We start from the raw sequence: 25,858 nt of genomic DNA on the forward strand, positions 1-25,858 counted from the left end.
AGCAGCTGGACCCGGGCCGAGCAGGACGGCATGTTCCGCGCGATCGTCCCCCTGGGCGAGTACGTGGAGGAGGGCCAGACCCTTGGCTACATCGCCGATCCCTTCGGCGACCGCGAGATCCCCGTGGAGGCGGGGGCGAGCGGTATCGTCATCGGCCGCAACAACCTGCCCCTGGTCCACGAGGGCGAGGCGCTGTTCCACGTCGCCCGTTTCGACTCGGTGCACCGCGTGGCCCGCTACGTCCAGGCCTTCAACCGCGAGCTCGAGGAGGACCAGGACTGGCAGGGCAGTGACCCGGAGCCGCCGATCGTGTGACCGGCAGGCCCGCGCGGGGGCGGGTCACGCCCGCGGCGAGCCGGTGACCAGGCGCAGGCCGAAGGCCAGGAGCACGCCGCCGGTGACGGTGTCCAGAACCCGCGTCACCCGGGGCCGCCGCAGCGCGGCGGTGAGCGGCCGCGTGGCGGCCACCAGCAGCGTGAACCAGGCGATCCCCTCGACGGCGTGGACCGTCGCGAGCAGCGTGGAGAAGACCACGACGTCGGCGCCGGCGGGCACGAACTGCGGCAGGAATGTCACGTAGAACACCCCCACCTTGGGGTTGAGCAGGTTGGTGGTCAGCCCGCGCAGGAACCAGCCGGGGGCTCCGGTGTGCGGGCCCGTTACGGCATCCTGGACGTCAGGGCCCGCACCGGCGCCCCGGATCAGGCGGATGCCGAGCCAGACCACGTAGGCCGCGCCGGTCCACCTGAGGACGGTGTACGCCAGTTCCGAGGCGGCCAGCACCGCGCCCAGGCCCAGCGCGACCGCCAGTCCCCAGGCGAGGCAGCCCGCGGCCACCCCGAGCCCGGCGCACAGCGCCCGCCGGCCGCCTTCCACCGCGGCCGTCCTCAGCACCAGGGCCGTATCGAGCCCTGGGGTGAGTGTGATCAGCCCGGCCGTCACGGTGAAGGCGGCGAGCGCCTCGATCCCGGTCATTGCCTGTCTCCCCTGCGGAGCCCGGTCCTCATCATGCGCCGCCGGGGCCGGCTATGCCCGGCTGTCGCGCCGCCGTGCCAGCATCCGCCCGAGCAGTGGCGGCGTGACCACGCAGGTCACGAGACTGACCACGGCCATGGCGCCGTAGAGGTGATCGCTGATCGCCCACGGGCCGAGGGCGTGGGCCTGGTGGATGACGACCATGGCGATCTCCGCGCGGGGCACCATGCTCACGGCGAGCAGCCGCGCGGAGTCGCGGTCCGTGGTCAGCCGGGCGGCGAGGTAGGGGCCTGCGAGCTTGCCCGCCGCGGCGGCGACGACCAGCACGGCGCCGATGCCCAGGGCGGGCAGGAGCAGAGTCGGGTTGAACTTCAGCCCGATGCCGATGAAGAAATACGGGGTGAGGAAGTCGTACAGCGCGTGGTAGGTGTTCTGCGACTGCACCCGCTCGGGGAAGGCGCTGAACACCAGGCCGGCGAACAGCGCGCCGATCGCCAGCGAGAAGCCGAGCACACCGGCCACGGCGGCGATCGCCGAGCCCACGCCGACCACCGTGAGCAGCCGCTCCGGCGGATTCTCCCAGCGTTGCAGGAACTGGTGCAGGGCCGGCTCGGCGAAGCGCGCGAACAGCCAGCACAGCACGGCGAAGCCGGCGAAGCGGACCGCCAGGCCGCCGGCGGCGCTCGCCAGCGACCCCCAGAGCGCACCGTTGCCGGACTGCAGCACCGGCAGCACGGCGAACAGCACCGCCATCAGCATGACCCCGGAGATGTCGTCGAGCTCGGCGACGTCCACGGTGAGCGAGCCGGCCTCCCCGTCCAGGGCGTCGGCGTCCTGCCACACCGGCATCACGACGCCGATGCTGGTAGCGGTGAGCGCGACGGCGATGATCAGCGACGGGATCAGCGCGAGCCCGAGGAGCCAGTGGGCGGTGGAGAAGCCGGCCAGCCCGGAGACGGTCACGTCGCCGATCCAGACCACGCTCGCGCCAGGGAGCTTTGCGAGCAGGGTGCGGGGGTCGAGCCCGAGGCCGACCCGGAAGAGCAGGGCGACCAGGCCCAGGTTGGCGAGCAGCTCGAAGCCCTCGATGACCGGGTCGGAGAGCACCGGCAGGCCCTGGTCGACGCTGCTGATCGCGACGCCGAGCAGGAGATAGCCCACCAGCGGGGGCAGGCCGAGGCGTTCGCAGCCGGCGCGCAGGCCCATGGCGGCGGCGGTGGCCACGCCGATGAGCAGGACCAGCAGGGCGTTCAGGTCCGCGGCCTGGAGCGCCTCGCTCATGCGCCGCGCAGCGCCTCGATCACCGGCGCGGTGCGGGGCCGGTGGCCGCGCCAGAGGAAGAACGACTCCGCCGCCTGCTCGACGAGCATGCCCAGCCCGTCCGCGGCGATGGCGGCGCCGTGGGCCCGGGCCCAGCGCACGAAGGCGGTGGGCTCGTCGGCATAGACCATGTCGTAGCAGCACGCGCCGGGGGCGAGCAGGGTGTCCGGCAGCGGCGGCAGCTCACCGCTCAGTCCGGCGGAGGTGGCATTGATGACCACGTCGAAGCGCATCTCCGCCAGGGCCTCGTAGCCGCTGCCGGTGACGGCGCCGAGGTCCGCGAAGGCGGTCGCGAGCTCCCGGGCGCGCTCCGCCGTGCGGTTGGCGATGTGGACCGAGGCCGGGGCCTCCTCGAGGAGCGAGGGCAGGGCGCCGCGGGCCGCACCGCCGGCGCCGAGTATGAGCACCCGGGCGCCGGCGAGGGTCACGCCGTGGTTGTCGCGCAGGTCGCGGACCAGGCCGATGCCGTCGGTGTTGTCGCCGTAGAGTCCGGCGTCGCTGATGATCAGCGTGTTCACCGCCCGCGCGCGCTCGGCGCGCTCCGAGAGGGTGTCGGCCAGGGCCCAGGCGTCGCCCTTGAAGGGCACGGTAACGTTGAGGCCGGCGCCGCCGGCGGCCTCGAACTCCGCGACCGCCCCGGCGAAGCCGTCCTCGGGCACCAGGATGCGTTCGTAGCGAACGGCCTCGCCGGTCTGCTCGGCGAAGAGCCGGTGGATCTCCGGCGAGCGCGAGTGGGCGATGGGGTTGCCCATCACGGCATAGCGGTCCATCGGGGCCCCTCCTGCTGTCGCCTCGGCCATCGGCGTCAGACCTCGCGGTCGTTGAGCCAGGCCGCCACGTCGCGGGCGAAGTAGGTGAGGATGCCGTCGGCGCCCGCGCGCTTGAAGGCGGTCAGCGCCTCCAGGGCACAGGCCCTGCCGTCGAGCCAGCCATTGGCCTCGGCGGCGCGGAGCATGGCGTACTCGCCGCTCACCTGGTAGGCGAAGGTGGGCACGCCGAGCTGGTGTTTCACCCGGTGGATGACGTCCAGGTAGGGCATGCCGGGCTTGACCATGACCATGTCGGCGCCCTCGTCCATGTCCTGGGCGACCTCGCGCAGGGCCTCGTCGCTGTTGCCCGGGTCCATCTGGTAGGTCTTCTTGTCCGCCTGACCGAGGTTGGCCGCGGAGCCCACGGCGTCCCGGAAGGGGCCGTAGAAGCTGGAGGCGTACTTCGCGGAGTAGGCCATTATCCGCGTGAGGGCGTGGCCGTCGCCCTCCAGGGCCTCGCGGATGGCGCCGATGCGTCCGTCCATCATGTCCGAGGGGGCGATCACGTCCGCGCCGGCCTCGGCGTGGGAGCGGGCCTGGCGGACCAGCACCTCGACCGTCTGGTCGTTCATCACGTAGCCGCTGTCGTCGAGCAGCCCGTCCTGGCCGTGGCTGGTGAACGGGTCCAGGGCACCGTCGGTGATCACGCCGAGCTCCGGGACGGCCTCCTTGAGTGCGCGCACCGTGCGCTGGACCAGCCCGTCCGGGTTCCACGCCTCGGCGGCGTCCAGGCTCTTGCGCTCCGGCGGTGTGACCGGGAACAGCGCCACTGCCGGGACGCCCAGCGCGGCCAGCCGTTCCGCCTCGGCGACCAGCAGATCGATGCTCTGGCGCTCGATGCCCGGCATCGAGGGCACCGCCTCGCGGCGGTTCTCGCCGTCGAGGACGAAGACCGGGTAGATGAGGTCGTCCACGGTCAGGGTGTGCTCGCGCATCAGCCGCCGCGAGAAGGCATCGGCGCGCATGCGCCGCATGCGGGTGCGGGGGAAGCGGCCGGTCGAGATGTGGTCGAGGGACAAGGGGCACCTCCGGTGTGGGCGCGTCTGATGTGGGGCGCGCATGAACTTTGCATCGAATCATTATGCCGATTTATCACGTCCGCCCCCAAGGGCGGGTAGCGGGGATTACGGATGGCGCCGGCGCGGGCGGGCGGGCAGACTGCGGGCATCCGCCATTCGATCCTGCCGGGAGGGGGCTTGAACGCGAGAAACACCGCCAGGGCACTGCTGCTGCTCGGGATGCTCGCCGCCGTAGCGGTTGCGCTGTGGTACCGCGATGCGTTCACGGTGGCGGCCCTGCGCGCGCGCCTGGACGACTTCGGGGCCTGGGCGCCGCTGGCGTTCATGGTGCTGTATGCGGCGGCGACGGTGCTCTTCCTGCCCGGGCTGGTGTTCACCCTGGCGGCCGGGGTCCTTTTCGGGCCATGGGCGGGCACGCTCTACGCCCTGCTCGGTGCCACCACCGGGGCGAGCATCGCCTTTCTCGTCGCCCGTTACCTCGCCGCGGACTGGGTGGCCCGGCGCACCGGCGGACGGCTGCGCCGACTGGTCGACGGGGTGGAGGCAGAGGGCTGGCGCTTCGTCGCCTTCACCCGGCTGGTGCCGCTCATCCCCTTCAACCTGCTCAACTACGCGCTCGGGGTGACCCGCATCCCGCTGGCGCACTTCGTGCTGGCCAGCCTGGTGTTCATGGCCCCGGGGGCTTTCGCCTATGCCTGGGTGGGGCATGCCGGGGCCGCCGCCATCGCCGGTGGGCGCGGTGCCGTGCAGGCGGTGCTGATCGCGCTGGGGGTGTTCGCCGCGGTGGCGTTCCTGCCCCGGCTGGTGAGACGCTACCGTTCTCAGCCAGCGGCGGACAGGGACGGCGCGTGATGCGGGATCTGGTGGTCATCGGCGGGGGCGTCGGCGGCCTGGTGACGGCGAGCGTCGCCGGCCAGCTCGGCCTCGACGTGGTGCTGGTGGAGCGCAGCGCGCGACTCGGCGGCGACTGCCTGCACCACGGCTGCGTGCCGAGCAAGACCCTGCTGCGCTCCGCCCAGGTCGCCCACCTGATGCGCCGGGCCCCCGACTTCGGTCTGCCCGCGACGGCGCGGCCGGCGGTCTTCGCCGACGTGCGCCGCCGGGTGCATGAGGTCATCGACACGATCCAGGCCCACGACGACCCGGAGCGCTTCCGCGGCTATGGCGTGGACGTCCTCTTCGGCGAGGCCCGGTTCACCGCGCCGGACGAGGTGAGCGTCAAGGGCGAGCGTATCCGTGCCCGGCGGTTCGTCATCGCCACGGGCTCGCGCCCGGCGGTGCCGGCGGTGCCCGGCCTCGCCGAGGCGGGGTACCTCACCAACGAGGACGTGTTCGACCTGGACGGGCTGCCGGAGCGCCTCGCGGTGGTCGGCGCCGGCCCGGTGGGTGTGGAGCTGGCCCAGGCCTTCGCGCGGCTGGGCTCGGCAGTGACCGTCATCGAGGCCGCCGGCGAGATCCTGCCGCGGGAGGAGCCGGCGGTCGCCGGCGAGCTCCGCGAGGCGCTGGAGGCCGAGGGGGTGCGCTTCCGTCTCGGGGCGAGGCTGGAGCGCGTCGAGCGCGAGCCCGGCGGACTGACGCTGCAGGTCCACCAGGGCACCGAGCACCTGCCGGTGGTGGCGGACCGCATCCTCGTCGCCGTGGGGCGCGAGGCCAACGCCGGGGGGCTCGGCCTGGAGGCCGCCGGTGTCGAGCACGGACCCGCCGGGATCCGCGTGGACGCGCGCATGCGCACCTCGCGGCGCCATATCTTCGCCTGCGGCGACGTCACCGGGTTGTATCCGTTCACCCACATGGCCGAGTACCAGGCCGGCATCGTGATCGCCAACGCGGTGTTCCGCTGGCCGAAGCGCGCGGACTACCGGGTGGTGCCGCGGGTGACCTACACGGACCCGGAGCTGGCCGCGGTGGGCCTGTCCGAGACCGAGGCACACGCCCGTTACCCGGACGCGCGCGTACTGACCTACCGGTTCACGGCGGTGGACCGGGCGCTGATCGATGGCGTCCCGGCCGGCGGCATCCGGCTGGTGGTGCGGCGTGGGCGCATCCTGGGGGCGACGCTGCTCGGGCCCCATGCCGGCGAGCTGCTCCACGAGATCGTGCTCGCCATGCAGGCCGGCGTCCGCCTGGACCGCCTCTCCAGCGCCGTCCACGCCTATCCGACGCTGGCACAGATTCACCGGCGGGCGGCGAACACCGCCTATTCCGGACGGCTGTTCAGCCCCGGGACCCGGCGCCTGGTGCGCTGGCTCCAGCGGCTGGTGCCGTAACCGCGTCCCCGGGAGGGGCAAGTGATTCGAGGTCCCAGCGCGGCGCGATGTCGAACGCGTCGTCCCGGCTGCCCTCGCCGGGCAGCCGCAGGCAGCCGGCATGGGCGACCATGGCGCCGTTGTCGGTGCAGAACTCGATGCGCGGGTAATGCACGCGGGCGTCGCGGCGCCGGGCGACCTCCGCCAGGCGTTCGCGCAGCGCCGCGTTGGCGCCGACGCCGCCGGCCACCACCAGCCGGCGTACGCCGGTCTCGTCCAGCGCCCGGCGGCACTTGATCGCCAGGGTGTCGATCACCGCGTCCTGGAAGGCGCGGGCGATGTCGGCGACGGTCTGCGGGGCGTCGCCCTCGCGCCGGGCGGTGTTGAGGGTGTGGGTCTTGAGCCCGCTGAAACTGAAGTCGAGCCCCGGGCGGTCGGTCATGGGCCGGGGGAATCTGAAGCGCCCGGGGTCGCCGTCGCGGGCCGCGCGCTCCACGGCCGGGCCGCCCGGGTAGCCGAGGCCGAGGAGCTTGGCGGTCTTGTCGAAGGCCTCGCCGGCGGCGTCGTCCAGGCTCTCGCCGAGCAGCCGGTAGCGGCCGACGCCGGCCACCTGCACCAGCATGGTGTGGCCGCCGGAGACCAGCAGGGCGACGAACGGGAAGGCCGGCGGGTCCGCCTCCAGCAGCGGCGCGAGCAGGTGCGCCTCCATGTGGTGGACGCCCACTGCGGGGATGTCCAGGGCGAAGGCCATGGCCCTCGCCGTCGCAGCGCCCACGAGCAGTGCGCCGGCCAAGCCGGGGCCGCGGGTATAGGCGATACCGTCGAGGGCGGTGCGCGGGGTCTGCGCCCGCTCCAGGGCCTCCCGGATGAGCGGCGCGAGCTTGCGCACGTGATCCCGGGAGGCCAGCTCGGGGACCACCCCGCCGTAACGGGCGTGGGTCTCGATCTGACTGTGCAGGCAGTGCGCGAGCAGCCCGCGGGCGCTGTCGTGGACGGCGACGCCGGTTTCGTCGCAGGAGGTCTCGATGCCGAGTACGCGCATGGCGGGGCGGTTCCGACAGATGGCCCGGCGCAACGGCCGGATTTTGCATTTACCCGGGGGCGCGTATACACTTACGCGCCTCGGCGAGCGCCGAATACCCGGCGTGAGGCCATACATTCTATCGTGAAAACCGATTCCTGGAAGGTGATCAGTACATGCCGCACGTAAAGGTTCGCGAGAACGAGCCCTTCGAGGTTGCTCTGCGTCGTTTCAAGCGCTCCTGCGAGAAGGCCGGTGTCCTCTCCGAGATCCGCCGGCGCGAGTCCTACGAGAAGCCGACGCAGGTGCGCAAGCGCAAGCAGGCCGCGGCGGTCAAGCGCCACATGAAGCGGATCCAGCGCGAGCAGCGCCGGATGCGGATGTACTAGCTCCGCGGAGACGCACTACGTGAGCGCCATCAAGACCGCGATCACCGATGCCGTCAAGCAGGCCATGCGCGCGGGCGACAAGCCCCGCGTCTCGGCACTGCGGATGGTGACCGCGGCGATCAAACAGCAGGAGGTCGACAGCCGGGCCGAGCTCTCGGATGCCGAGGTCCTGCAGGTGCTCTCGAAGATGGTCAAGCAGCGGCGTGAGGCCCTCGAGCAGTACGAGCAGGCTGGCCGCGACGACCTGGCCGCGAAGGAACGCAGCGAGCTCGAGATTATTGCCGAGTTCCTGCCCCAGCCGCTGTCGGACGCGGAGCTCGACGGGATGGTGGATGCCGCCATCGCCGAGACCGGTGCATCGGACGTCCGGTCGATGGGGCAGGTCATGGGCGTGCTCAAGCCCAGGGTTCAGGGCCGTGCCGACATGGGCGCGGTCAGTGCCCGGGTGAAGGCACGCCTTTCCGGTTAGGGCCATCACCGGTTCCCGCGCGCGCCGCGCCGCTGCCCGGGACCGGGGTGGGGCGCGAGTCCCAGGGTTCGTTCCGCTTCCATTCTTCCGTACGCCGGCGTGGCGGGTCCACGCGGTGCGCCCGCCCCGCGGGTTCGGGAGAATGGCCGGCGGGACGGTGCGGGCGTGAATCGACCACCGGCCCTGGCCGTTTCCGCGGCGGGCATCGGCCGATGATCGCCGAACGCCGCATCGGGCGGCGCGGAGGGCGCGATGGCCGGTCGCATACCCGACCAGTTCATTGACGAGTTGCTCGCGCGCGTCGACATCGTCGACGTGGTGGGCGAGCGCGTCCAGTTGAAGCGTGCCGGCGCGAATCACCACGCCCTCTGCCCGTTCCACAGCGAGAAGACCCCGTCCTTCACCGTCAGCCAGAGCAAGCAGTTCTACCACTGCTTTGGCTGTGGTGCGCACGGCACCGCCATCCGCTTCCTCATGGAGTACGACCGGATGGACTTCCGCGAGGCCGTGGCCTCGCTGGCCCAGATGGCGGGCATGGAGCTGCCGGAGTCGGCCCGCGAGGGTCCCGTGGAGAGCCACGAGCCGCTCTACCGCGTGCTTGAGCGGGCCGGCGAGTGCTACCGGCGGTGGCTGCGCCGTCATCCCGATCGCGACCGCGCCGTCGACTACCTCCGCCGCCGCGGTCTGAGCGGCGAGATCGCGGCGCGCTACGCGCTGGGCTTCGCACCGCCGGGCTGGGACAACCTCCTGCGCGAGCTCGGCGAGCGGGACAACCTTGCCCGGGCCGGGCTGCTGGTCGAGCGCGAGGGCGGCCGGGGGTACGACCGCTTCCGCGACCGCATCATGTTCCCCATCCGCGACCGCCGCGGCCGCATCATCGGCTTCGGCGGGCGGGTACTCGGCGACGGCGAGCCCAAGTACCTCAATTCCCCGGAGACCCCGGTCTTCCACAAGGGGCAGGGCCTGTACGGGCTCTACGAGGCGCTGGAGGCGGACCGCCACCCGCCGGACATCGTGGTGGTGGAGGGCTACATGGACGTGGTCGCGCTGGCCCAGTTCGGCATCACCCGCGCGGTGGCCACCCTGGGCACGTCCACCGGCACCCGCCAGGTGGAGCGGCTGTTCCGGGTCACCGGCGACCTGGTGTTCTGCTTCGACGGCGACGAGGCCGGGCGTCAGGCGGCCTGGCGGGCGCTGGAGTCGAGCCTGCCGGCGCTGCGCGAGGGTCGCCAGGTGCGGTTCCTGTTCCTGCCCGAGGGCGAGGACCCGGACAGCCTCGTGCGCCGCGACGGCCCGGAGGGCTTCGAGCGGCTGCTCGCCGATGCGGCGCCGCTGTCGGACTGGCTGTTCGAGCGGCTCACCGCCGAGGTCGACCTCGCCAGCATGGACGGCCGGGCGAGGCTGGTGGAGCGGGCCATTCCGTTGATACGGCGCCTGCCGCCGGATGTCTACCGGCGCATGATCGTCGATCGGCTCGCCGGCCTGGCGCGGCTGGAGCACGATTACCTGGAGGCGGTGATCGAGGGCCGGGAGTCGGCGCCGTCACGGACACCGTCGCGCCCGGCGCGGAGCACGCCGGAGGAGCCGGCGGTGCGGCGCACGCCGGTGCGCCTCGCGGTGGCTCTGCTGCTCCAGCGCCCGGCACTCGGGGCCGGCTTGAGCGAGGCGGACGCGGGGCTCGCCGACAGCGACCTCCCGGGGGCGCCGTTGCTCGCACAGCTGCTTGAAATCACGCGGGATGAACCGCACATCACGACAGGCGCACTGCTGGAGCGTTTCCGCGACTCGGAGCACGAGGCGGCGCTCTGGCGGTTGGCGACTTGGGATCATCTGGTCCCGGAGGACGGCCTGGAGCAGGAACTCGCCGATGCGCTCGGCCGTATCCGGGCATTGAGGAACGACAAGCGCCTGCAATACTTGAACGAGAGGTTTCAGAGCGGCGATCTGACCCGGGACGAATGGAACGAGTGGGTCGCGCTCAAGCGCGGCTGACGTCAACGGAGGCGGCAGTTAGTTGTTATTCCGGCAATTCGGGCTATAATGCCCGGTTCAGTCGCGCTCGCAGCCTCTACCCCTTATACATCAAGCTGACATCAATTTACGAAATATGGCAAGCCAGGACCAGCAGTCACAGATTCGAGAGCTCATCGCCCGGGGCAAGGAGCAGGGGTTCCTGACCTATGCCGAGGTCAATGACCACCTGCCCGACGATATCGTCGACCCGGAGCAGATCGAGGATATCATCGGCATGATCAACGACATGGGCATCACTGTCCATGAGCAGGCGCCGGATAGCGATGAGCTGCTGCTGAGCGACACCGCGGTCACCACGGACGAGGACGAGGCCGAGGAAGCCGCGGCGGCGCTCGCGTCGGTGGATGCGGAGTTCGGCCGGACCACCGATCCGGTGCGCATGTACATGCGCGAGATGGGCACGGTGGAGCTGCTCACCCGCGAGGGCGAGATCATGCTCGCCAAGCGGATCGAGGAGGGGCTCGACCAGGTCCTGCGCGCCATCGCCTATTACCCGGAGTCCGCACGCAGCCTGGTGGGGCTGTACGAGGCCGTCCAGGCCGGCGAGGTGCGGCTATCGGACGTGATCGGGGGCTTCCGCGACAATGCCGACGGCGAAGACGCGGCGGGCGGCGAGTCCGCCTCCACCGCCTCCACTGCCTCCACCGCGGACAGCGAGGAGGATGACGATGAGGAGGCCGGTGCCGCGGACAACGGGCCCGACCCGGAGCGTGCCGCGCAGATCTTCAATCGCATCTACGAGCTGCACCAGGAGCTCATGGAGCGTCTGGATGCCGGCAACCGCGAGGATCCCCGCATCGACGAGATCCGCGAGGAGCTCGCGACGCTGTTCCTGTCGGTGAAGTTCGTGCCCAAGGTCGTCGAGCGCCTCGCCGACAACCTGCGCAAGACCGTCGAGCGCATCCGCGGCAAGGAACGCGAGGTCATGCGCGTGGCGGTCAAGCGCGCCGGCATGCCGCGCAAGCAGTTCATCAAGAGCTTCCCCGGCCGCGAGACCGACATGGCCTGGGTCGACGAGCAGATCGCCGCCGGCAAGGCGCACTCGGACAAGCTTGCCGAGCACCGCGACGCCCTGATCGAGGCGCAGTACGCGCTGGCGACGATCCGCGAGAACACCGGGCTGCCCATCGCCGAGATCAAGGAGATCAACCGCCGGATGTCCATCGGCGAGGCCAAGGCCCGCCGGGCGAAGAAGGAGATGGTCGAGGCCAACCTGCGCCTGGTGATCTCCATCGCGAAGAAGTACACGAACCGCGGTCTGCAGTTCCTGGACCTCATCCAGGAGGGCAACATCGGCCTGATGAAGGCCGTGGACAAGTTCGAGTACCGGCGCGGCTACAAGTTCTCGACCTACGCCACCTGGTGGATCCGCCAGGCCATCACCCGCTCCATCGCGGACCAGGCCCGGACCATTCGCATCCCGGTGCACATGATCGAGACCATCAACAAGCTCAACCGCGTCTCGCGGCAGATGCTCCAGGAAATGGGCCGCGAGCCGCAGCCCGAGGAGCTCGCCGAGCGCATGGAGATGCCGGAGGACAAGGTCCGCAAGGTGCTCAAGATCGCCAAGGAGCCGATCTCCATGGAGACGCCCATCGGCGACGACGAGGACTCGCACCTGGGTGATTTCATCGAGGACATCAACGTGATGTCGCCGGTGGACTCGGCCACCCGCGAGGGCCTGAAGGAGTCGGTGCGCGGCGTGCTCGGCGGCCTGACGCCCCGCGAGGCCAAGGTCCTGCGCATGCGCTTCGGCATCGATATGAACACCGACCACACCCTTGAGGAGGTCGGCAAGCAGTTCGACGTCACTCGTGAGCGTATCCGCCAGATCGAGGCCAAGGCCCTGCGCAAGCTCCGCCACCCGACCCGTTCGGAGTCGCTGCGCAGCTTCCTCGACGAGCAGTAACGCCCCACTCCCGCGGCGGCCTTCCCGGAGGCCGCCGCGCGGCGTTCCGGCCCCGTGCCCGGCCTATGCCCGCCCGCCGGTCTCCGGCGTCTCTACCGTATCCCCGTCTCGCGGCGTATACAGACAGGCGACCTCGCTGGTGCCGTTTACCCGTACCCGGCAGCGCTGGCACTGGCCGATCGCGCAGAAGAAGTCCGGGGCCCCGTCCGCCGTGGCGAGCAGACCGGCCAGCAGGCTGCGCCCCGCGGGCAGGTGCCTGAGGGCGCCGTCGACCGTGACCTCGATCGCCGTCTCCGGGGTGTCGATGAACCGGAACCCTCGCTCGCTCATACCGTGAAACGCTCCGGGTGCAGTGCCCCGTCGTAGGGGTGGGTGACGCCGGCGGCGATGAGGTCCGCCACCAGCTCGCCGGTGACCGGCGCGAGGCCGTGGCCCGCACCCTCGTGGCCGGTGGCCACCACGATCCGGCCGTCCGGGTCCACCGGGCCGATGATCGGCAGCCCGTCGGGCGAGAACGGTCGCAGCCCGGCATAGGCGCGGAGCACCCGGAGGCGGGCGAGGTCCGGCACGATGCCGATGCAGTCCGCCATCACCCGCCGCAGGGTGTCGGTGCTGACGCTGCGGTCGAAGCCGGCGAACTCCCGGGAGCTGCCGCAGAGGATGGTGCCGCTGCGCGTGGACTCGATGATTGCCGCCGTCTGCACCGCGGCGTCGTCGCCGCTGGTGTCCTCGGCGGTGGCGTTGTAGCCGAAATCCGCGATCTTGGAGTTGACCTCGACGTCACCGCGCTCGAGCACGCAGATATGGCCCTTGCGCGGGCGCACCGGGACCGACAGCCCCAGGGGCTCGAGGAGCTCGTTGCTCCACACGCCGGTGGCGAGGACCACGTGCCCCGCGCTCCAGGTGTCGCCGTTGGCGAAGCGGACGGTCACGGCGTCGGCGCCGGGTTCCAGCGCGGTGATCTCGTCGTAGAAGCGGTAGGGCACGTTCGCCTCGCTGAGGCTGCGCGCGATCTGGTAGCAGGCGAGCATGGGCTGGACCTGCGCATCCCGCGGCCAGTGGCCGATGGCGCTGGTGTCCGGTCCCAGGTGCGGCTCGTAGCGCTCCCAGCCGGCATCGACGAACTCGCAGGTCACCCCTGCCGTCTGGTGGCCGGCCACGTGCTCCGCGAGCGCCTCGGCCTGGTCCGCGCCGCGGGCGACCACGGTAGAGCCCTTGGGGTCGTACTCGCAGTGGTTGCCGTGGCGCGCGGCGAAGTCCGACCACAGCACGAGGCTGCGCTCGGAGAGGGTGAGCATCACGCCGCCGGACTTGTCCGAGGACAGCAGGTTGCCGTCGCTGCTGCGCGAGGTCCCGGGGGCGAGCCCGCCCCGGTCCGCCACGGCGACGGACAGACCGCGCTCGTGCAGCGCCAGCGCGGTGAAGCTGCCGATGATCCCAGTGCCGATAACGATGCAATCAACCGCCACGGGCGAACTCCCCGGCCCCGACCGGCCGCGTTAGGGTGCGCTGGTTGAGCGCGCTGCGCGGTACCGCCCCGGCCTGCTCGATGGCCCGGCCGACCTGGGGCTCGCAGTAGCGGCCCTGGCAGGGGCCCATGCCGCAGCGGGTCACCACCTTGATGGAGGAGAGGTCCGTCAGACCGAGGGACACGGCCTCGTCGACGCGGGCCAGGGGCACCGACTCGCAGGCGCATACCGTCGCCGCCGCCGGCGGCACCGGTGCGCGGGCGTGCATCCGGCTCTCCAGGGCCTCGCCGAAATGCGCATACAGTGCCCGCCATCGCAGCAGCCGGCGTGCCCGGTCGGTGTCCACGTGCTCGCCGGCATCGGCGAGCAGCGCCATCGCGGCGAGCTCGCCGGAGACCCGGGCGTGGCGCCAGCCGCGTACACCCTGGCCCTCACCGCAGACGAGCACGTTGGCCACCGAGCTGCGCCCCCATTTGTCCGTTTCGGCGACGAAGTAGCCGCCCGGCGCGTGCCAGCGCAGGCGACAGCCCGCGGTGCGCGGAAGCTGGCTCTGGGCGATGAAGGCGTCAGTCAGCCCGAGGCGGTCGAAGGCGAGGCGCCGGCCGTCGTCCAGGCGCAGGCGCCCGTTCTCCACCGCCGCCGCTCCCCGTCCGCGCAGCACGGTGACGCCGTGCCGGGCGAGGGTGGCGCGGTCGCGGGCGAACTCCAGCGCGTTGCCCGGGATCGCCGCGCCCGCCGGTGCGAGGCGGGCATAGTCCGCCAGTCCCAGGCGGTCGACCACCGCGGAGACCCGCGCGCCGGCGCGGCACAGGCCCGCCGCGGCGACGTACAGGAACGGTCCGGCACCGGCGAGCACGACATCACCGGCGGGCACGGCACCGTGGCCCTTGAGCAGGGCCTGGAGCGCGCCGGCGCTGGTTACCCCCGGCGCCGGCGTGCCCGGGACCGGACAATGCATGTCGTAGGCCCCGCAGGCGAGTACCACGGCGTCGAACGTGTCCTCGCGCACCGCCCCGGTGGCGGCCTCCCGCCAGGTCACCCGGCCGTCGCCGGCCACGCCGAGAACGGCGGCGCCGCAGATGAGCCCCTTGCCGAGGCGCTGCTCGAGCGCCGTCGCCGGCGCGTCACGGCGTACACGGGTGATGTTGCCGCCACTGCGTGGCTGCTCGTCGAAGGCGGTCACCGCCCAGCCGGCATCGAGCAGCCGCACCGCGGTGCCCTCGCCGGCCGGCCCGGTGCCGACGACGGCGACGTGGCGGGCTGCGCTCATTCGGCCCCGCCGAGGTACGCCTGGATGATGCGCTCGTCGGCACGCAGCTCCTCGCCGCTACCCTGCATGCGCACCTGCCCGTTCTCCAGCACGTAGCCGTAGTGGGCGAGTCGCAGCGCGAGCCGGGCGTTCTGCTCGACGAGCAGGATGGTCACGCCGGTCTCGTTGAGGCGCTTGACGATGCGCATGGTATCGGTCACGAGCTTCGGCGCCAGGCCCATGGAGGGCTCATCGAGGAGCAGTACCTCGGGGCCGTGCATGAGCGCGCGGCCGATGGCGAGCATCTGCTGCTCGCCGCCGGAGAGCAGCGAGGCATCCTGGTGCCGGCGCTCCGCCATCCGCGGGAACAGCTCGAAGACGTGGGCCATACGCTCGGCGCGCACGTGGGCGTCCCGCACGGTGAACGCCCCGAGCTCCAGGTTCTCCTTCACCGACAGGCCCTTGAGCACGTGCCGGCCCTCCGGCACGTGGACCACGCCCAGCCGGGCGATGTTGTGCGCGGCCAGGGTGGTGATGGGCTTGCCCTGGAGCTGGACCTCGCCGGCGGCGGCGCGCACCAGTCCGGAGATGGTCTTGAGCGTCGTGGTCTTGCCCGCGCCGTTGCTGCCGAGCAGGGCGACGATCTGGCCCTTGCGGACCTCCAGGGTGACGCCGTGCAGGGCCTGGATCTTGCCGTAGAAGGCCTCGATATCGCGGACGCTGAGTACGGTCTCGCTCATGTCAGCTCCAGTTCGTCTTCGTCCTGGCCCAGGTAGGCCTCGATCACCGCCGGGTCACTCTGGATGGCCTCGGCGGTGCCCTCGGCGATGATGCGCCCGTGGTCGAGCACGCTGATGTGCTCGGAGACCTCCATGACCAGGCCCATGTCGTGCTCGATGAGCAGCACCGCCACCCCGCGCTCGTCGCGGATGCGGCGGATCAGGCGCACCAGCTCGGTCTTCTCGCTGCTGTTCAGTCCGGCGGCGGGTTCGTCGAGCAGCAGCAGCCGGGGCTGCGTGGCCAGGGCCCGGGCGATCTCGACCAGGCGCTGGTGGCCGTAGGCGAGGTTGGTGGCGATGCGGTCGGCCTCGTCGGCGATACCGACGAACTCGAGGCACTCCTCGCAGATCTCGCGTACCCGGCGTTCCTCCGCGCGCTGGGAGGGCAGGCCGAAGATCGCGGAGAAGGCGCCGGCACGGCTGCGGCAGTGCTGGCCGGCCATGACGTTGTCGAGCACGGACATCTCCCGGAACAGGCGCACGTTCTGGAAGGTGCGCGCGATCCCGAGCTTGGTCACCGCGTGGGGCTTGCGTTTGAGCAGCTGCTCGCCGCCAAAGGTGATCGACCCCTGTTGCGGACGGTAGAAGCCGGTGATGCAGTTGAACAGCGACGTCTTGCCCGCCCCGTTCGGGCCGATGAGGCTCGCCACGCTGTTTTCCGCGACACCGAAGCGGATGTTCTCGAGCACGGTGTTGCCTGCGAAACGCAGGACCACGTCGTCGAGCTGCAAGAGCATGGTGGTCTCCCTACGAACGCCGTCCCGGCCAGATACCGCTGGGCCGGAAGAGCATGATGAGCAGAAGGATCACGGCGAAGACCAGCAGCCGCAGCGAACCGATGTCGCGCAGCAGCTCGGGGCCGAGGATGACGATGAACGCGCCGAGGATGACCCCGGGGATCTTGCCCATGCCGCCGAGGATCACGGCCATGAGCACCAGTACGGACTGCTGGAAGCTGAAGCTCTGCGGCGAGATCGCCCCCAGGTTGGCGGCGAAGAACACCCCGCCGATGGAGCCGAAGACCGCACCGGTGATATAAGCGGCGAGCTTGACGCGTACGCGGTTGATGCCCATGGCCTCGGCGGCGTCCTCGTCGTGGCGCACGTACAGCCAGGCACGGCCCAGGCGCGAGTGCAGCAGCCGTTGTGCGGCGATGACCGCAAGCACGGCGAGCGCCGCGAAGATGTAGTAATAAGTGGTCGGTCCGTTGAGGGTATGGCCGAACACGCTCGGCGAGGGGATGCCCGTCAGGCCGCTGGCCTGGCCGGTGATCTCCAGATTGCGTGCGCCGATGCGCACGATCTCGCCAAAGCCCAGGGTGACGATGGCGAGGTAGTCGCTGCGCAGCCGCAGTGTCGGCCCGCCGATGATCACCCCGGCAAGCGCCGCCGCGCACAGGGCGAAGGGGATCGTCAGCCAGAAGTTGAAGCCGAACTGCTGGGTGAGTATGCCCGTGGTGTAGGCCCCCACCGCGAAGAACGCGGCGTAGCCGAGGTCGAGCAGTCCCGCGAAGCCCACGACCACGTTCAGCCCCAGCGCGAGGATGACGTAGAGGAGGGCGTTGGTGAGGATCACCGTGCCGTAGCGGCCCACGACGGGCGGGGCGAGCAGCAGCAGCGCGATGATCACCGCGTACAGCGCCCAGCGCCGCCGCGGGTCGTCGAAGGCCGCGTACAGGCGCTCGATGGCGCCCGGTGCCGGCCGGGTCGTGACCTTGTTCGTCGCCATGATTACATCCGCTCCACTTCGGACTTGCCGAGAAGCCCCGTGGGTTTGAACACCAGCACCAGGATGAGCACGCCGAAGGTGAACACGTCCTTCCATTCACCGCCGATATGCGGGATCTGGGTGGCGAACGCCTCGAGCAGGCCGAGTATGAGGCCGCCGAGCATGGCGCCGGTGATGCTGCCGATGCCGCCGATGACCGCGGCGGTGAAGGCCTTCAGGCCGATGAGAAAGCCCATGAAGTACCAGATGCGGCCGTACTGCACGCCGGCCATCACGCCGGCCGCTGCCGCCAGTGCCGAGCCGGCGAAGAAGGTCACGGCGATGACGCGCTGGACGTTGATGCCCATCAGCCGGCACATGTCCTTGTCCAGGGAGACGGCCCGCATGGCCTTGCCGTACATCGTGCGCGAGACGAACAGCTCCAGGCCGATCATGAGCACGATCGCGGAGGCCACGAGCACGATCTGGGTGTAGTTGACGAATACCGCCCCGAGCGAGACGCCGCCGAAGCCGAGGTCCGTGCGGAAGGCGGTGACCTGGCCGTCGGTGAGCGCGAGCGCGGCGTTCTGCAGCACGAGGGAGACGGCGAGCGCGGTGATCAGTATGGACAGCCTGGGCGCGGAGAGCATCGGGCGGTAGGCCACCTGCTCGATCACCACGCCGAGGAAGCCCACCGCGATCATGGCGACGAACATCGCCACGAATATCCCCATCCAGCCGGCACCGATGGTGCCCGAGACGAGGGAGAGCGCGCCGAAGCCGACGAACGCGCCGACCATGTAGATATCGCCGTGGGCGAAGTTGAGCAGTTTGATGACGCCGAAGATCATGGTGTAGCCCAGCGCCACCAGGGCATAGAACGACCCCAGCACCAGGCCGTTGACCAGCTGCTGGATGAGTATGTCGGTCAGTGACATGGAAAACGGTCTCCCGGCGGATTCCGGTAGGGGCCGGCGGGGCGGGTGCCCCGCCGGCCGTTGGGGCAACGGTTACTTGGAATGCAGGGTCCAGCCGCCCTGCTCACCCTTGAGGATGATGAAGTTGGAACGCGCCAGCGTGTTCTTGTCCGTGAACGAGATCGGGCCGGTGAGCCAGGCCTCGCCGTCCGCCGAGGCGAGTGCGTCGATCACCGCGTCCGGGTCGGTGGAGCCGGCCTTCTCGATGGCCCAGCCGAGCAGCTTCATGCCGTCGTAGGACAGGGTCGAGTACGGTCCCGGGCTGCGGCCCTTGTACTTGTTGCCGTAGGACTCGATGAACTGCTTCGCCTCGGGGAGGAACTCCGCGATCGGGTTGGAGAAGCAGTACACGCCGTCGGCCGCGCGGCCGGCGATCTCGAAGAGCTTCGGCGAGTTGGAGCCGTCGCCCACCGCGATGATGCCCTGGTAGCCGCCCTGGCGGAGCTGGCGGATGAGCAGGCCGCCGTCGGCGTAGTAGGCGGTCCAGAACACCGCGTCCGCGCCCTCGGAGCGGATCTTGGTCACCAGCGAGCTGAAGCTCTGCTCGCCCTTGCTCACCGTCTCCTGCACGGTGACCTCGAGGCCGGCCTTCTTCCACTCCTTCGCGGTCAGGTTGGCGAGGTCCTGGGAATAGGCGTCGCCCTGGTCGACGATCGCCAGCGTCTTCGCGCCCTGGCTCTTGAAGAAGTCCACCGCCTTGCGCACCTGGTCGTAGCCGGTGGAGTTGATCATGAAGGCGTTGCCCGGGTTCGCCGGGATGAGCTTGGTCGAGTTGGCCGCGGTGATGACGAACGGGATGTTGGCATCGCCGTAGGTCTTCAGCGTCGGCAGGGTGGCGCCGGAGCAGTAGCCGCCGACCACACCGGCGACGTCGGCGGAGGCGAGCTTGCTCGCCGCGTTCACCGACTGCTGCGGGTCACAGGCGGAGTCGCCGACAAGGATCTCCACCTGACGGCCGAGCAGGCCGCCGTCGGCGTTGATCTCGTCGACCGCGATCTGGATCGCGTTCTTCATGTCGACGCCGTAAGTGGCCTCGGAACCGGTGGTGGGCACCTGGACGCCCACGGTGATCGGCTCCTGGGCATGGCCGGCACCGCTCGCGGCCAGCGCGATGGTCGCCGCCGCGGCGAGATGGGTGAGACGTTTGGACATAGTGCTCTCTCCGTTAACGCGTTGTAGAGCCGTTGCAACAGGGGTGGCCTGTCGTGCCACCGCGTAAAGGTCCCCGGTGGCTGTCCGGGGACGCAATCCGGCCGGCGTCCGCACGGCGGTGGCCGCCGGCGCCGGTGTTCACGGGGGTGGGGCTGCCGGAGAGGGCGAGGCGGGGATCGTTTATGATGACCGGGCACGCTCCGCGGCCCGGGCGGGAGATCGGTGCTCCCCTGTGCTGTCCCCGTTCCATGATTGTCGGCCCCTCCTCCGCCACGGCGCAGAGCCGTGGTTATCATGCTTATTGGTATATTTTATACAATTCAAGGCTGCCAGCCGCAAGCCTGTCGCGGCAGGTGGATGGCCGGCTCCCCCGCTCCGGGAGCGATGGCCCGACGTCCGGAGCGCTTTGCGGGGGAAGCCGCGATCCCGGTCTCCGGGCGGGGGGAGCGTCCCCGTCGCACCCGCCCGCTTCAGCGATCCTGATATTTACCACGTCCGTGGTCCCGTCGGCGAGTGTCCCCGGCGGTACGGGTGCGCCCGGGCCCGTGGCGGGCGCCGTGTCCGCACGTGCCGCTGTCACCGCCGGGCAGGCGTGTCCGCTGCGGTCATCGCCCGGCCACTGGCGATCGCGCCCCTGGACGGGTGTGTCCGTCTGCGGTGCCCGGGTGGTGACGGTGATGCGCAAGCCGCTACTCCTCGTGCGTGTTCTCGCCGCTGCCCCGGCGTTCTGCAAGAAAGGCTAGCAGATCGTCGCGGGCGGCCAGGACGTGCTCGTTGAGCAGGCGGCTGGCCTCGATGACATCGCGGTCCGCGCACAGGTTGACCAGCCGGTTGTGCTCCTCGCGCGCGCGCTCGTTCGTGCGCTGCGTGAGCTTGAGCTGCAGGCGCAGGTAGCGGTCTGCGTTGCGGTGGAGGTTGCGCACGATGGACAGGGCTCGGGGACGCTCCGCGGGTTCGTAGAGCACGGCGTGAAGCTCCCAGTTGAGCTGGCCCCAGTCCCGCTCCTGTGAGCCGCGGGAGAGCATCTCGTCGAAGGTGGCGAGAATCTCGCGCGCACGCTCGATGTGATGGGTCTCCAGGCGCGGGATGGCGCGCTGGAGCAGGTCGACCTCGATGAGTGCACGCAGGTCGAAGAGCTCGCGTATCTCGTCGAGCGACAGCGCCGTGACCGTGTAGCCCTTGTGGGCGGAGAGGGTCACCAGCCCCTCTCCCTCGAGCTGGAGCAGGGCCTCGCGCACGGGGATGCGGCTGACGCCGAACTCAGCCGCCAGGGTGTCCTGGCGCAGCTGCTCCCCCTCCGGGATGTCGAGATTGAGGATGCGCTCGCGCAGCTCGTCGGTCAGCGCGGCGGACATCGTCTGGCGTTTGAGTCCCGTGCTCGCCATAGGCCCTTTCATCGTCCTTGCGTCCCCGGGGTTCGATATATATTTTATACAATATACGTCGCCCGGCGGAAGACGCAAACCATCCGCCTCAACCCAACACCTCCTGGAGGAGCAAGTCCATGAAGGTCGACTGGCGCGGCATCTACCCGGCCGCCACCACGCAGATGAAGGCCGACGGGTCCCTGGACCTGGAGGCGAATCAGAAGATGGTCGAGCAGATGATCGATGACGGCGTTCACGGCCTGGTCATGCTCGGCAGTGTCGGTGAGAACACCTCGCTGAGCGCGGAGGAGAAGCGCCGCGTGATCGCCTCCACCGTCGAGGTCGTCAACGGCCGCGTGCCGGTGATCTCCGGCGTGGCGGAGTACACCACCGCCCTTGCGCAGGAGTATGCCCGTGACGTGGAGAAGCTCGGCGCCGACGGCCTGATGGCGCTGCCGGCGATGGTCTACAAGGCCGACCAGCGCGAGGTAGTCGCCCACATCCGCGCCACCGCGGAGGCCGCGAACCTGCCGGTGCAGATCTACAACAACCCCGGGGTGTACGGCATCGACATCAAGCCCGATGCGCTGGTGGAGCTCGCCCGGAGCACGAAGAACGTGGTCGCGGTGAAGGAGTCCTCCGAGGACCCGCGCCGTGTCACCGACATCATCAACATCGATCCGGACGCGCTCGCGCTCATGTCCGGCGTCGACGACGTGGCCATGGAGTGCATGATCCTGGGTTGCCAGGGCTGGGTCTCCGGCTTCGCCAACGTCTTCCCGGCGGAGAGCGTCGCCATCTACGATCACCTGCAGGCCGGGCGGATCGAGAAGGCCCGCGAGATCTACCGCTGGATGATGCCGGCGCTGCACATGGACGTTCACCCCAAGCTGGTGCAGATGATCAAGCTCTCCGAGCAGGTGGCCGGCCGCGGCAGCGAGACCGTGCGGGCTCCGCGCCTGCGCCTGGAGGGCGAGGAGCGGGAGTACGTGGTCTCCACCATCGAGCGGCTGCTGGCCAACCGGCCGTCCATCGACTGAGCGCGCCCGCGCCGCGGTGACGCGCCATGTGTCCGAAGGCCCTGACTCAGGCGGGTCAGGGCATTAGCATGGCGGTACCGGCGTTATGTCCTTCCGTCATCAGGGGCCGCCCGCCGGGCGGCCCCGCACGTTGTCAGGAGTTCCTGCCCATGGCCCGACATACCTTCATGTGCGTGGACGCGCACACCTGCGGCAACCCGGTGCGCGTGGTCGCCGGCGGCGGCCCGCCGCTGAAGGGCGCCTCGCTGTCCGAGTACCGGCAGCACTTCCTCGCCGAGTACGACTGGATCCGCCAGGGCCTGATGTTCGAGCCCCGCGGCCACGACATGATGTCCGGCTCGATCCTCTACCCGCCGCTGCGCGAGGACTGCGATCTGGGTGTGCTGTTCATCGAGACCTCCGGCTGTCTGCCCATGTGCGGGCACGGCACCATCGGCACGGTCACGGTGGCCCTGGAGGAGGGTTTCGTCACGCCGTCGCAGCCCGGGCGGCTGAACCTCGAGACCCCGGCGGGATTCGTCGGCGTCGAGTACGAGAGCGACGGCCGCTATGTCGAGCGCGTGCGGCTGTTCAACGTCGGCGCCTACCTCGCCGCCACGGACGTGGCCGTCGAGGTGCCGGGTTTCGGCGAGCTCACCTGCGACATCGCCTACGGCGGCAATTACTATGCGATCTTCGATCCCCAGCCCGGCTTCGAGGGGCTGGACGCGCTGAGCGTGGACGAGATCCTCCGCCTCTCGCCCGTGGTGCGCGAGCGCCTCAACGCCATCATCGAGCCGGTGCACCCGGACAACCCGACCATCCGCGGGGTCAGCCACGTCATGTGGACCGGCCCTGCCCGCGAGGCGGGTGCCGATGCCCGCAACGCCGTGTTCTACGGCGAGCGCGCCATCGACCGCTCCCCCTGCGGCACGGGCACCTCGGCGCGCATGGCCCAGCTCTATGGCCGGGGCCGCCTTGGCGTGGGCGATACCTTCGTCCACGAGAGCATCATCGGCAGCCTTTTCGAGGGCCGGATCGAGTCCCGGACCCGGGTCGGCGAGCACGACGGCATCATGCCGAGTATCGCCGGCTGGGCCCGGATCACCGGCTACAACACCCTGTTCATCGACGACCGCGACCCCTTCGCCCACGGCTTTACGGTGAAGTAGGTCCGCCAGGAGGCACGCAATGCAGATCAATCCCGATCACGTCATCGCCAGCCGCCACGAGGCAGACGGCAGTCAGCCGCTGCAGGCTGTGAACGCCGCCAGCGGCGAGGCGCTGGCGCCGGTCTTCCACGAGGCCACCACGGACGCCGTGGACCGCGCCTGCCGCGCCGCGGCCGAGGCCGCCCCGGCCTGGCGGGCGCTGAGCCTGGAGCGCCGGGCGGCGTTCCTGGAGACGGTGGCCGAGGAGCTGGACGCCTCGGTGGAGGCGTTCGTCGAGCGTGCGCCCGCAGAGACCGGTCTGCCCGAGGCGCGTATCCGCGGCGAGCTCGGCCGCACTTCCGGGCAGCTCCGGCTGTTCGCCACGGTGGTGCGTGCCGGTGATTTCCTCGGTGCACGCATCGATCACGGCGATCCCGACCGCAGCCCGGCGCCGAAGCCCGACGTCCGCTCCTGCCTGGTGCCGCTGGGCCCGGTGGCGGTGTTCGGTGCCAGCAACTTCCCGCTGGCGTTTTCCACCACCGGCGGCGATACCGCCTCGGCCTGGGCCGCGGGCTGCCCCGTGGTGGTCAAGGGGCATCCCGGCCATCCGGGGACCGCGGCGATCACCGCGGAGGCGGTGATGCGCGCGGTGGCGCGCTGCGAGGTTCCGCCGGGGGTGTTCTCGCTGCTCCACGGCGGTGGCCATGAGCTCGGCGGTGCGCTGGTGCAGCACCCGGCGATCAAGGCGGTGGGCTTCACCGGCTCCTTCGGCGGCGGCACGGCGCTGGCGCGGCTGGCCGCAACGCGCCCGGAACCGATCCCGGTGTACGCCGAGATGGGCAGCGTGAACCCGATGTTCGTGATGCCGGCCGCGGCGGCGGAGCGGGCCGAGTCCCTGGGTAGCGGGCTTGCGGGTTCCGTCGGGCTCGGCTGCGGACAGTTCTGCACCAACCCGGGGCTGGTCTTCGGTGTCGCCGGTGATGACTTCGAGCGCTTCGTCAAGGCGGCCGGGGACGCGGTCGCCGGTGCCGCGCCGGGCGTGATGCTCCACGGCGGGATCCTGGAGGCCTACGAGGCCGGCGTGCGCCGCCTGGAGTCGGTGCCCGGGGTGACGGAGGTCGCTTGCGGCGAGTCGGGTGACGGGCGCGCCAGCGTGCGGCTGTTCCGTACCGACTACGAGACCTTCCGTGCCAACCCGCAGCTCGCCGAGGAGGTCTTCGGCCCGGTGTCGCTGCTGGTGACGGTGGATTCCGAGGCGGACCTGAGCGTGGCCGCCCTGGGCCTGCCGGGCCAGCTGACGGCGACCATCCAGGCCACCGATGCCGAGATGGTGGATCACGCGGAGCTGGTGGCGGCGCTGGAGGCGCGGGCCGGCCGGGTGCTGGTCAACGGTTTCCCCACGGGCGTGGAGGTCAGCCACTCCATGGTCCACGGCGGGCCGTATCCGGCGACCACGGATTCGCGCACCACCTCGGTGGGTACACGGGCGATCGAGCGCTTCCTGCGCCCGGTGTGCTACCAGGACTTCCCGGCAGGGGCGCTGCCCGAGGCGCTGCGCGACGACAATCCGCTCGGCCTGCGGCGGTTCGTCGACGGTCAGTGGCAGTCCTGAGGGTGTCGAAGCCGGGCGGCGGACGCCGCCCGGCGCCCGGGGTTACTCGGGCTTGAGCACGACCTGTCCGTCCGAGGACTGGGCCAGGCGGTAGGGCGTCGCGCTGCACGCGAAACGCTTGATGATGCGGTTCGCCTCGCGGCGGATCTCGTTCGATGGCCCGCGGATGACGATTTCCTTGCCACGGTATTCCACACGGCAGCTCTCTTGCTGAGTCGCCGGCATGGCTACCTCCTGCCGCAGATTCTCGTCTGCCTGTTGAACACTCACGCCCGATCGTTCGGGCCCGGACCCCGCGTGCGCCATGGCAATGCCGCAGCGCATCAAGGCGCCAGAGTGTGCGACTAAAACGCGGGCGCGTAAACCCCCGTGTCACAATCGTGGGCGGCGGGGCTCATTCCAGGCGTACGCAGTTGCGCCCGTCGGCCTTCGCGCGGTAGAGGGCCTGGTCCGCGCGGGCGACGAGGGTGTGCTCGTCGTCCTCCTCGCCGAGCGCGGCGACCCCGAAGCTTGCCGAGCACCGTCCGATCTCCGGGATCGGGGTGCGTGCGAGCTGCTCGCGCAGATGTCCGGCGAGGGTGCAGGCACCGTCCAGGCCCGTGCGCGGGCACACGATGATGAACTCCTCGCCGCCCCAGCGGCCCAGGTGGTCGCCGGAGCGCACCGCTTCCTGCAGGACCTCGGAGAACCGCCGCAGGACGTGGTCGCCGGCGAGGTGGCCGTGGGCGTCGTTGATGGCCTTGAAGTGGTCGATGTCGAGGAAGATAACGGCGAGCTGCTCACCGGCGGCCCGGGCGCCGGCGACGGCGGCGCGGAGCTCGCCCTCGATGGCGTCGCGGTTGGCGAGGCCGGTGAGTGCGTCCGTGCTGGCGCGGCGGTCGAGGCCGCGGATGCGGGCGTGGGTGCTGCCGAGCAGCGCGTTGTAGTGGGTGCTCAGCATCTGCAGCTCGTGGACGTGTCGGCCCGGGCCGTGCAGCCGGATCGGCCGGCCGCGCTCGATGGCCGCGACGGCGTGGTGCAGCGGTCGGACCAGGGCGTTGCGGGCCGCCAGGTAGGCGAGCAGGATAACCACGAGGGCGGCCGCGCCGGCGAGCCCCAGGGCGATGGTGAAGCGCTTCTGGGCCGCGCCGGCGATGTCCGCGGTGAGGTCCACCTCGGCGAGTATGTGTGTGGTCAGCGATTCGC

At 70.7% G+C, this 25,858-nt stretch carries 26 protein-coding genes; 10 read left to right on the forward strand and 16 right to left on the reverse strand.

The window, feature by feature from the left end; translation table 11 throughout:
* Positions 1 to 315: succinylglutamate desuccinylase/aspartoacylase family protein (locus G7A99_RS07960; protein WP_205599772.1), on the forward strand; the 315-nt coding region annotated here is incomplete at its 5' end.
* A gap of 24 nt (positions 316 to 339) precedes the next feature.
* Here G7A99_RS07960 and G7A99_RS07965 read toward each other — a convergent pair.
* From G7A99_RS07965 to hemB, 4 genes are read right to left on the reverse strand one after another with little or no spacing between them, the layout of a single operon-like run.
* Positions 340 to 975, reverse strand: coding sequence for a LysE family translocator (locus tag G7A99_RS07965; protein WP_163139419.1), 636 nt, complete (start codon positions 973 to 975; stop codon positions 340 to 342).
* Positions 976 to 1,026: 51 nt separating this feature from the next.
* Positions 1,027 to 2,256: a cation:proton antiporter gene (locus G7A99_RS07970; RefSeq protein ID WP_163139421.1), complete on the reverse strand. Its 1,230-nt coding sequence runs from the start codon at positions 2,254 to 2,256 to the stop codon at positions 1,027 to 1,029.
* Complete coding sequence (gene aroE / locus G7A99_RS07975; protein WP_163139423.1) at positions 2,253 to 3,065, reverse strand: shikimate dehydrogenase; 813 nt, start codon at positions 3,063 to 3,065, stop codon at positions 2,253 to 2,255. The genes G7A99_RS07970 and aroE overlap by 4 nt, the downstream gene beginning before the upstream one ends.
* Positions 3,066 to 3,100: 35 nt before the next feature.
* Positions 3,101 to 4,123: a porphobilinogen synthase gene (gene hemB, locus G7A99_RS07980; RefSeq protein WP_256379705.1), complete on the reverse strand. Its 1,023-nt coding sequence runs from the start codon at positions 4,121 to 4,123 to the stop codon at positions 3,101 to 3,103.
* A 177-nt stretch (positions 4,124 to 4,300) separates the two neighbouring features.
* Here hemB and G7A99_RS07985 point away from each other — a divergent pair, with 177 nt between their 5' ends.
* The gene (locus G7A99_RS07985) at positions 4,301 to 4,975 is read left to right on the forward strand and encodes a TVP38/TMEM64 family protein (RefSeq protein WP_018716687.1); all 675 of its coding nucleotides are present in this window, start codon (positions 4,301 to 4,303) and stop codon (positions 4,973 to 4,975) included.
* On the forward strand, positions 4,975 to 6,390 hold the full coding sequence (locus G7A99_RS07990; protein WP_018716686.1) for an NAD(P)/FAD-dependent oxidoreductase: 1,416 nt from the start codon (positions 4,975 to 4,977) through the stop codon (positions 6,388 to 6,390). The genes G7A99_RS07985 and G7A99_RS07990 overlap by 1 nt, the downstream gene beginning before the upstream one ends.
* Here G7A99_RS07990 and tsaD read toward each other — a convergent pair.
* The gene (gene tsaD, locus G7A99_RS07995; RefSeq protein WP_018716685.1) at positions 6,338 to 7,411 is read right to left on the reverse strand and encodes a tRNA (adenosine(37)-N6)-threonylcarbamoyltransferase complex transferase subunit TsaD; all 1,074 of its coding nucleotides are present in this window, start codon (positions 7,409 to 7,411) and stop codon (positions 6,338 to 6,340) included. The two genes, G7A99_RS07990 and tsaD, sit on opposite strands and share 53 nt — an antisense overlap.
* A 155-nt stretch (positions 7,412 to 7,566) precedes the next feature.
* Here tsaD and rpsU point away from each other — a divergent pair, with 155 nt between their 5' ends.
* From rpsU to rpoD, 4 genes are all read left to right on the forward strand, one after another.
* Positions 7,567 to 7,779, forward strand: coding sequence for a 30S ribosomal protein S21 (gene rpsU, locus G7A99_RS08000; protein ID WP_018716684.1), 213 nt, complete (start codon positions 7,567 to 7,569; stop codon positions 7,777 to 7,779).
* A gap of 19 nt (positions 7,780 to 7,798) precedes the next feature.
* The gene (locus G7A99_RS08005) at positions 7,799 to 8,248 is read left to right on the forward strand and encodes a GatB/YqeY domain-containing protein (protein ID WP_018716683.1); all 450 of its coding nucleotides are present in this window, start codon (positions 7,799 to 7,801) and stop codon (positions 8,246 to 8,248) included.
* 252 nt (positions 8,249 to 8,500) lie between these two features.
* A complete protein-coding gene (gene dnaG / locus G7A99_RS08010; protein WP_163139425.1) occupies positions 8,501 to 10,240 on the forward strand; it encodes a DNA primase in 1,740 nt (579 codons plus the stop codon).
* Positions 10,241 to 10,355: 115 nt separating this feature from the next.
* Positions 10,356 to 12,191 carry an RNA polymerase sigma factor RpoD gene (rpoD, locus tag G7A99_RS08015; RefSeq protein WP_163139427.1) on the forward strand — a complete coding sequence of 612 codons (1,836 nt, stop codon included), beginning with the start codon at positions 10,356 to 10,358 and terminating at the stop codon, positions 12,189 to 12,191.
* Positions 12,192 to 12,254: 63 nt separating this feature from the next.
* Here rpoD and G7A99_RS08020 read toward each other — a convergent pair whose 3' ends face one another.
* From G7A99_RS08020 to G7A99_RS08060, 9 genes are all read right to left on the reverse strand, one after another.
* The gene (locus tag G7A99_RS08020) at positions 12,255 to 12,521 is read right to left on the reverse strand and encodes a 2Fe-2S iron-sulfur cluster-binding protein (RefSeq protein WP_018716680.1); all 267 of its coding nucleotides are present in this window, start codon (positions 12,519 to 12,521) and stop codon (positions 12,255 to 12,257) included.
* Positions 12,518 to 13,660, reverse strand: coding sequence for an FAD-binding oxidoreductase (locus G7A99_RS08025; protein ID WP_018716679.1), 1,143 nt, complete (start codon positions 13,658 to 13,660; stop codon positions 12,518 to 12,520). Before G7A99_RS08025 ends, G7A99_RS08020 begins: the two co-directional genes overlap by 4 nt.
* Positions 13,650 to 14,930 carry an FAD-dependent oxidoreductase gene (locus tag G7A99_RS08030; protein ID WP_163139429.1) on the reverse strand — a complete coding sequence of 427 codons (1,281 nt, stop codon included), beginning with the start codon at positions 14,928 to 14,930 and terminating at the stop codon, positions 13,650 to 13,652. Before G7A99_RS08030 ends, G7A99_RS08025 begins: the two co-directional genes overlap by 11 nt.
* Positions 14,927 to 15,649 carry an ABC transporter ATP-binding protein gene (locus G7A99_RS08035; protein WP_163139431.1) on the reverse strand — a complete coding sequence of 241 codons (723 nt, stop codon included), beginning with the start codon at positions 15,647 to 15,649 and terminating at the stop codon, positions 14,927 to 14,929. The genes G7A99_RS08030 and G7A99_RS08035 overlap by 4 nt, the downstream gene beginning before the upstream one ends.
* Complete coding sequence (locus G7A99_RS08040) at positions 15,646 to 16,425, reverse strand: ABC transporter ATP-binding protein (protein ID WP_163139433.1); 780 nt, start codon at positions 16,423 to 16,425, stop codon at positions 15,646 to 15,648. Before G7A99_RS08040 ends, G7A99_RS08035 begins: the two co-directional genes overlap by 4 nt.
* Before the next feature lie 10 nt (positions 16,426 to 16,435).
* The gene (locus tag G7A99_RS08045; RefSeq protein WP_163139435.1) at positions 16,436 to 17,416 is read right to left on the reverse strand and encodes a branched-chain amino acid ABC transporter permease; all 981 of its coding nucleotides are present in this window, start codon (positions 17,414 to 17,416) and stop codon (positions 16,436 to 16,438) included.
* Positions 17,417 to 17,418: 2 nt separating this feature from the next.
* Positions 17,419 to 18,333 (reverse strand): branched-chain amino acid ABC transporter permease, encoded by a 915-nt coding sequence (locus G7A99_RS08050; RefSeq protein ID WP_018716674.1) that lies wholly within the window; start codon positions 18,331 to 18,333, stop codon positions 17,419 to 17,421.
* Between the two features lie 72 nt (positions 18,334 to 18,405).
* On the reverse strand, positions 18,406 to 19,524 hold the full coding sequence (locus G7A99_RS08055) for a branched-chain amino acid ABC transporter substrate-binding protein (RefSeq protein ID WP_018716673.1): 1,119 nt from the start codon (positions 19,522 to 19,524) through the stop codon (positions 18,406 to 18,408).
* A gap of 689 nt (positions 19,525 to 20,213) precedes the next feature.
* Positions 20,214 to 20,909, reverse strand: a complete 696-nt coding sequence (locus G7A99_RS08060; RefSeq protein ID WP_018716672.1) for a GntR family transcriptional regulator — start codon at positions 20,907 to 20,909, stop codon at positions 20,214 to 20,216.
* A gap of 119 nt (positions 20,910 to 21,028) precedes the next feature.
* Here G7A99_RS08060 and G7A99_RS08065 point away from each other — a divergent pair, with 119 nt between their 5' ends.
* From G7A99_RS08065 to G7A99_RS08075, 3 genes are all read left to right on the forward strand, one after another.
* Positions 21,029 to 21,931 carry a dihydrodipicolinate synthase family protein gene (locus G7A99_RS08065; protein ID WP_018716671.1) on the forward strand — a complete coding sequence of 301 codons (903 nt, stop codon included), beginning with the start codon at positions 21,029 to 21,031 and terminating at the stop codon, positions 21,929 to 21,931.
* A 149-nt stretch (positions 21,932 to 22,080) separates the two neighbouring features.
* Positions 22,081 to 23,082 (forward strand): 4-hydroxyproline epimerase, encoded by a 1,002-nt coding sequence (locus G7A99_RS08070; protein ID WP_018716670.1) that lies wholly within the window; start codon positions 22,081 to 22,083, stop codon positions 23,080 to 23,082.
* Positions 23,083 to 23,101: 19 nt separating this feature from the next.
* Complete coding sequence (locus tag G7A99_RS08075; RefSeq protein ID WP_163139437.1) at positions 23,102 to 24,673, forward strand: aldehyde dehydrogenase (NADP(+)); 1,572 nt, start codon at positions 23,102 to 23,104, stop codon at positions 24,671 to 24,673.
* A 42-nt stretch (positions 24,674 to 24,715) separates the two neighbouring features.
* Here G7A99_RS08075 and G7A99_RS08080 read toward each other — a convergent pair whose 3' ends face one another.
* Both G7A99_RS08080 and G7A99_RS08085 read right to left on the reverse strand, forming a co-directional pair.
* Positions 24,716 to 24,898 carry a hypothetical protein gene (locus tag G7A99_RS08080; protein ID WP_018716668.1) on the reverse strand — a complete coding sequence of 61 codons (183 nt, stop codon included), beginning with the start codon at positions 24,896 to 24,898 and terminating at the stop codon, positions 24,716 to 24,718.
* A 169-nt stretch (positions 24,899 to 25,067) separates the two neighbouring features.
* Positions 25,068 to 25,858: GGDEF domain-containing protein (locus G7A99_RS08085; protein ID WP_163139439.1), on the reverse strand; the 791-nt coding region annotated here is incomplete at its 5' end.

The sequence above is a fragment of the Arhodomonas sp. KWT genome, assembly GCF_010993615.1.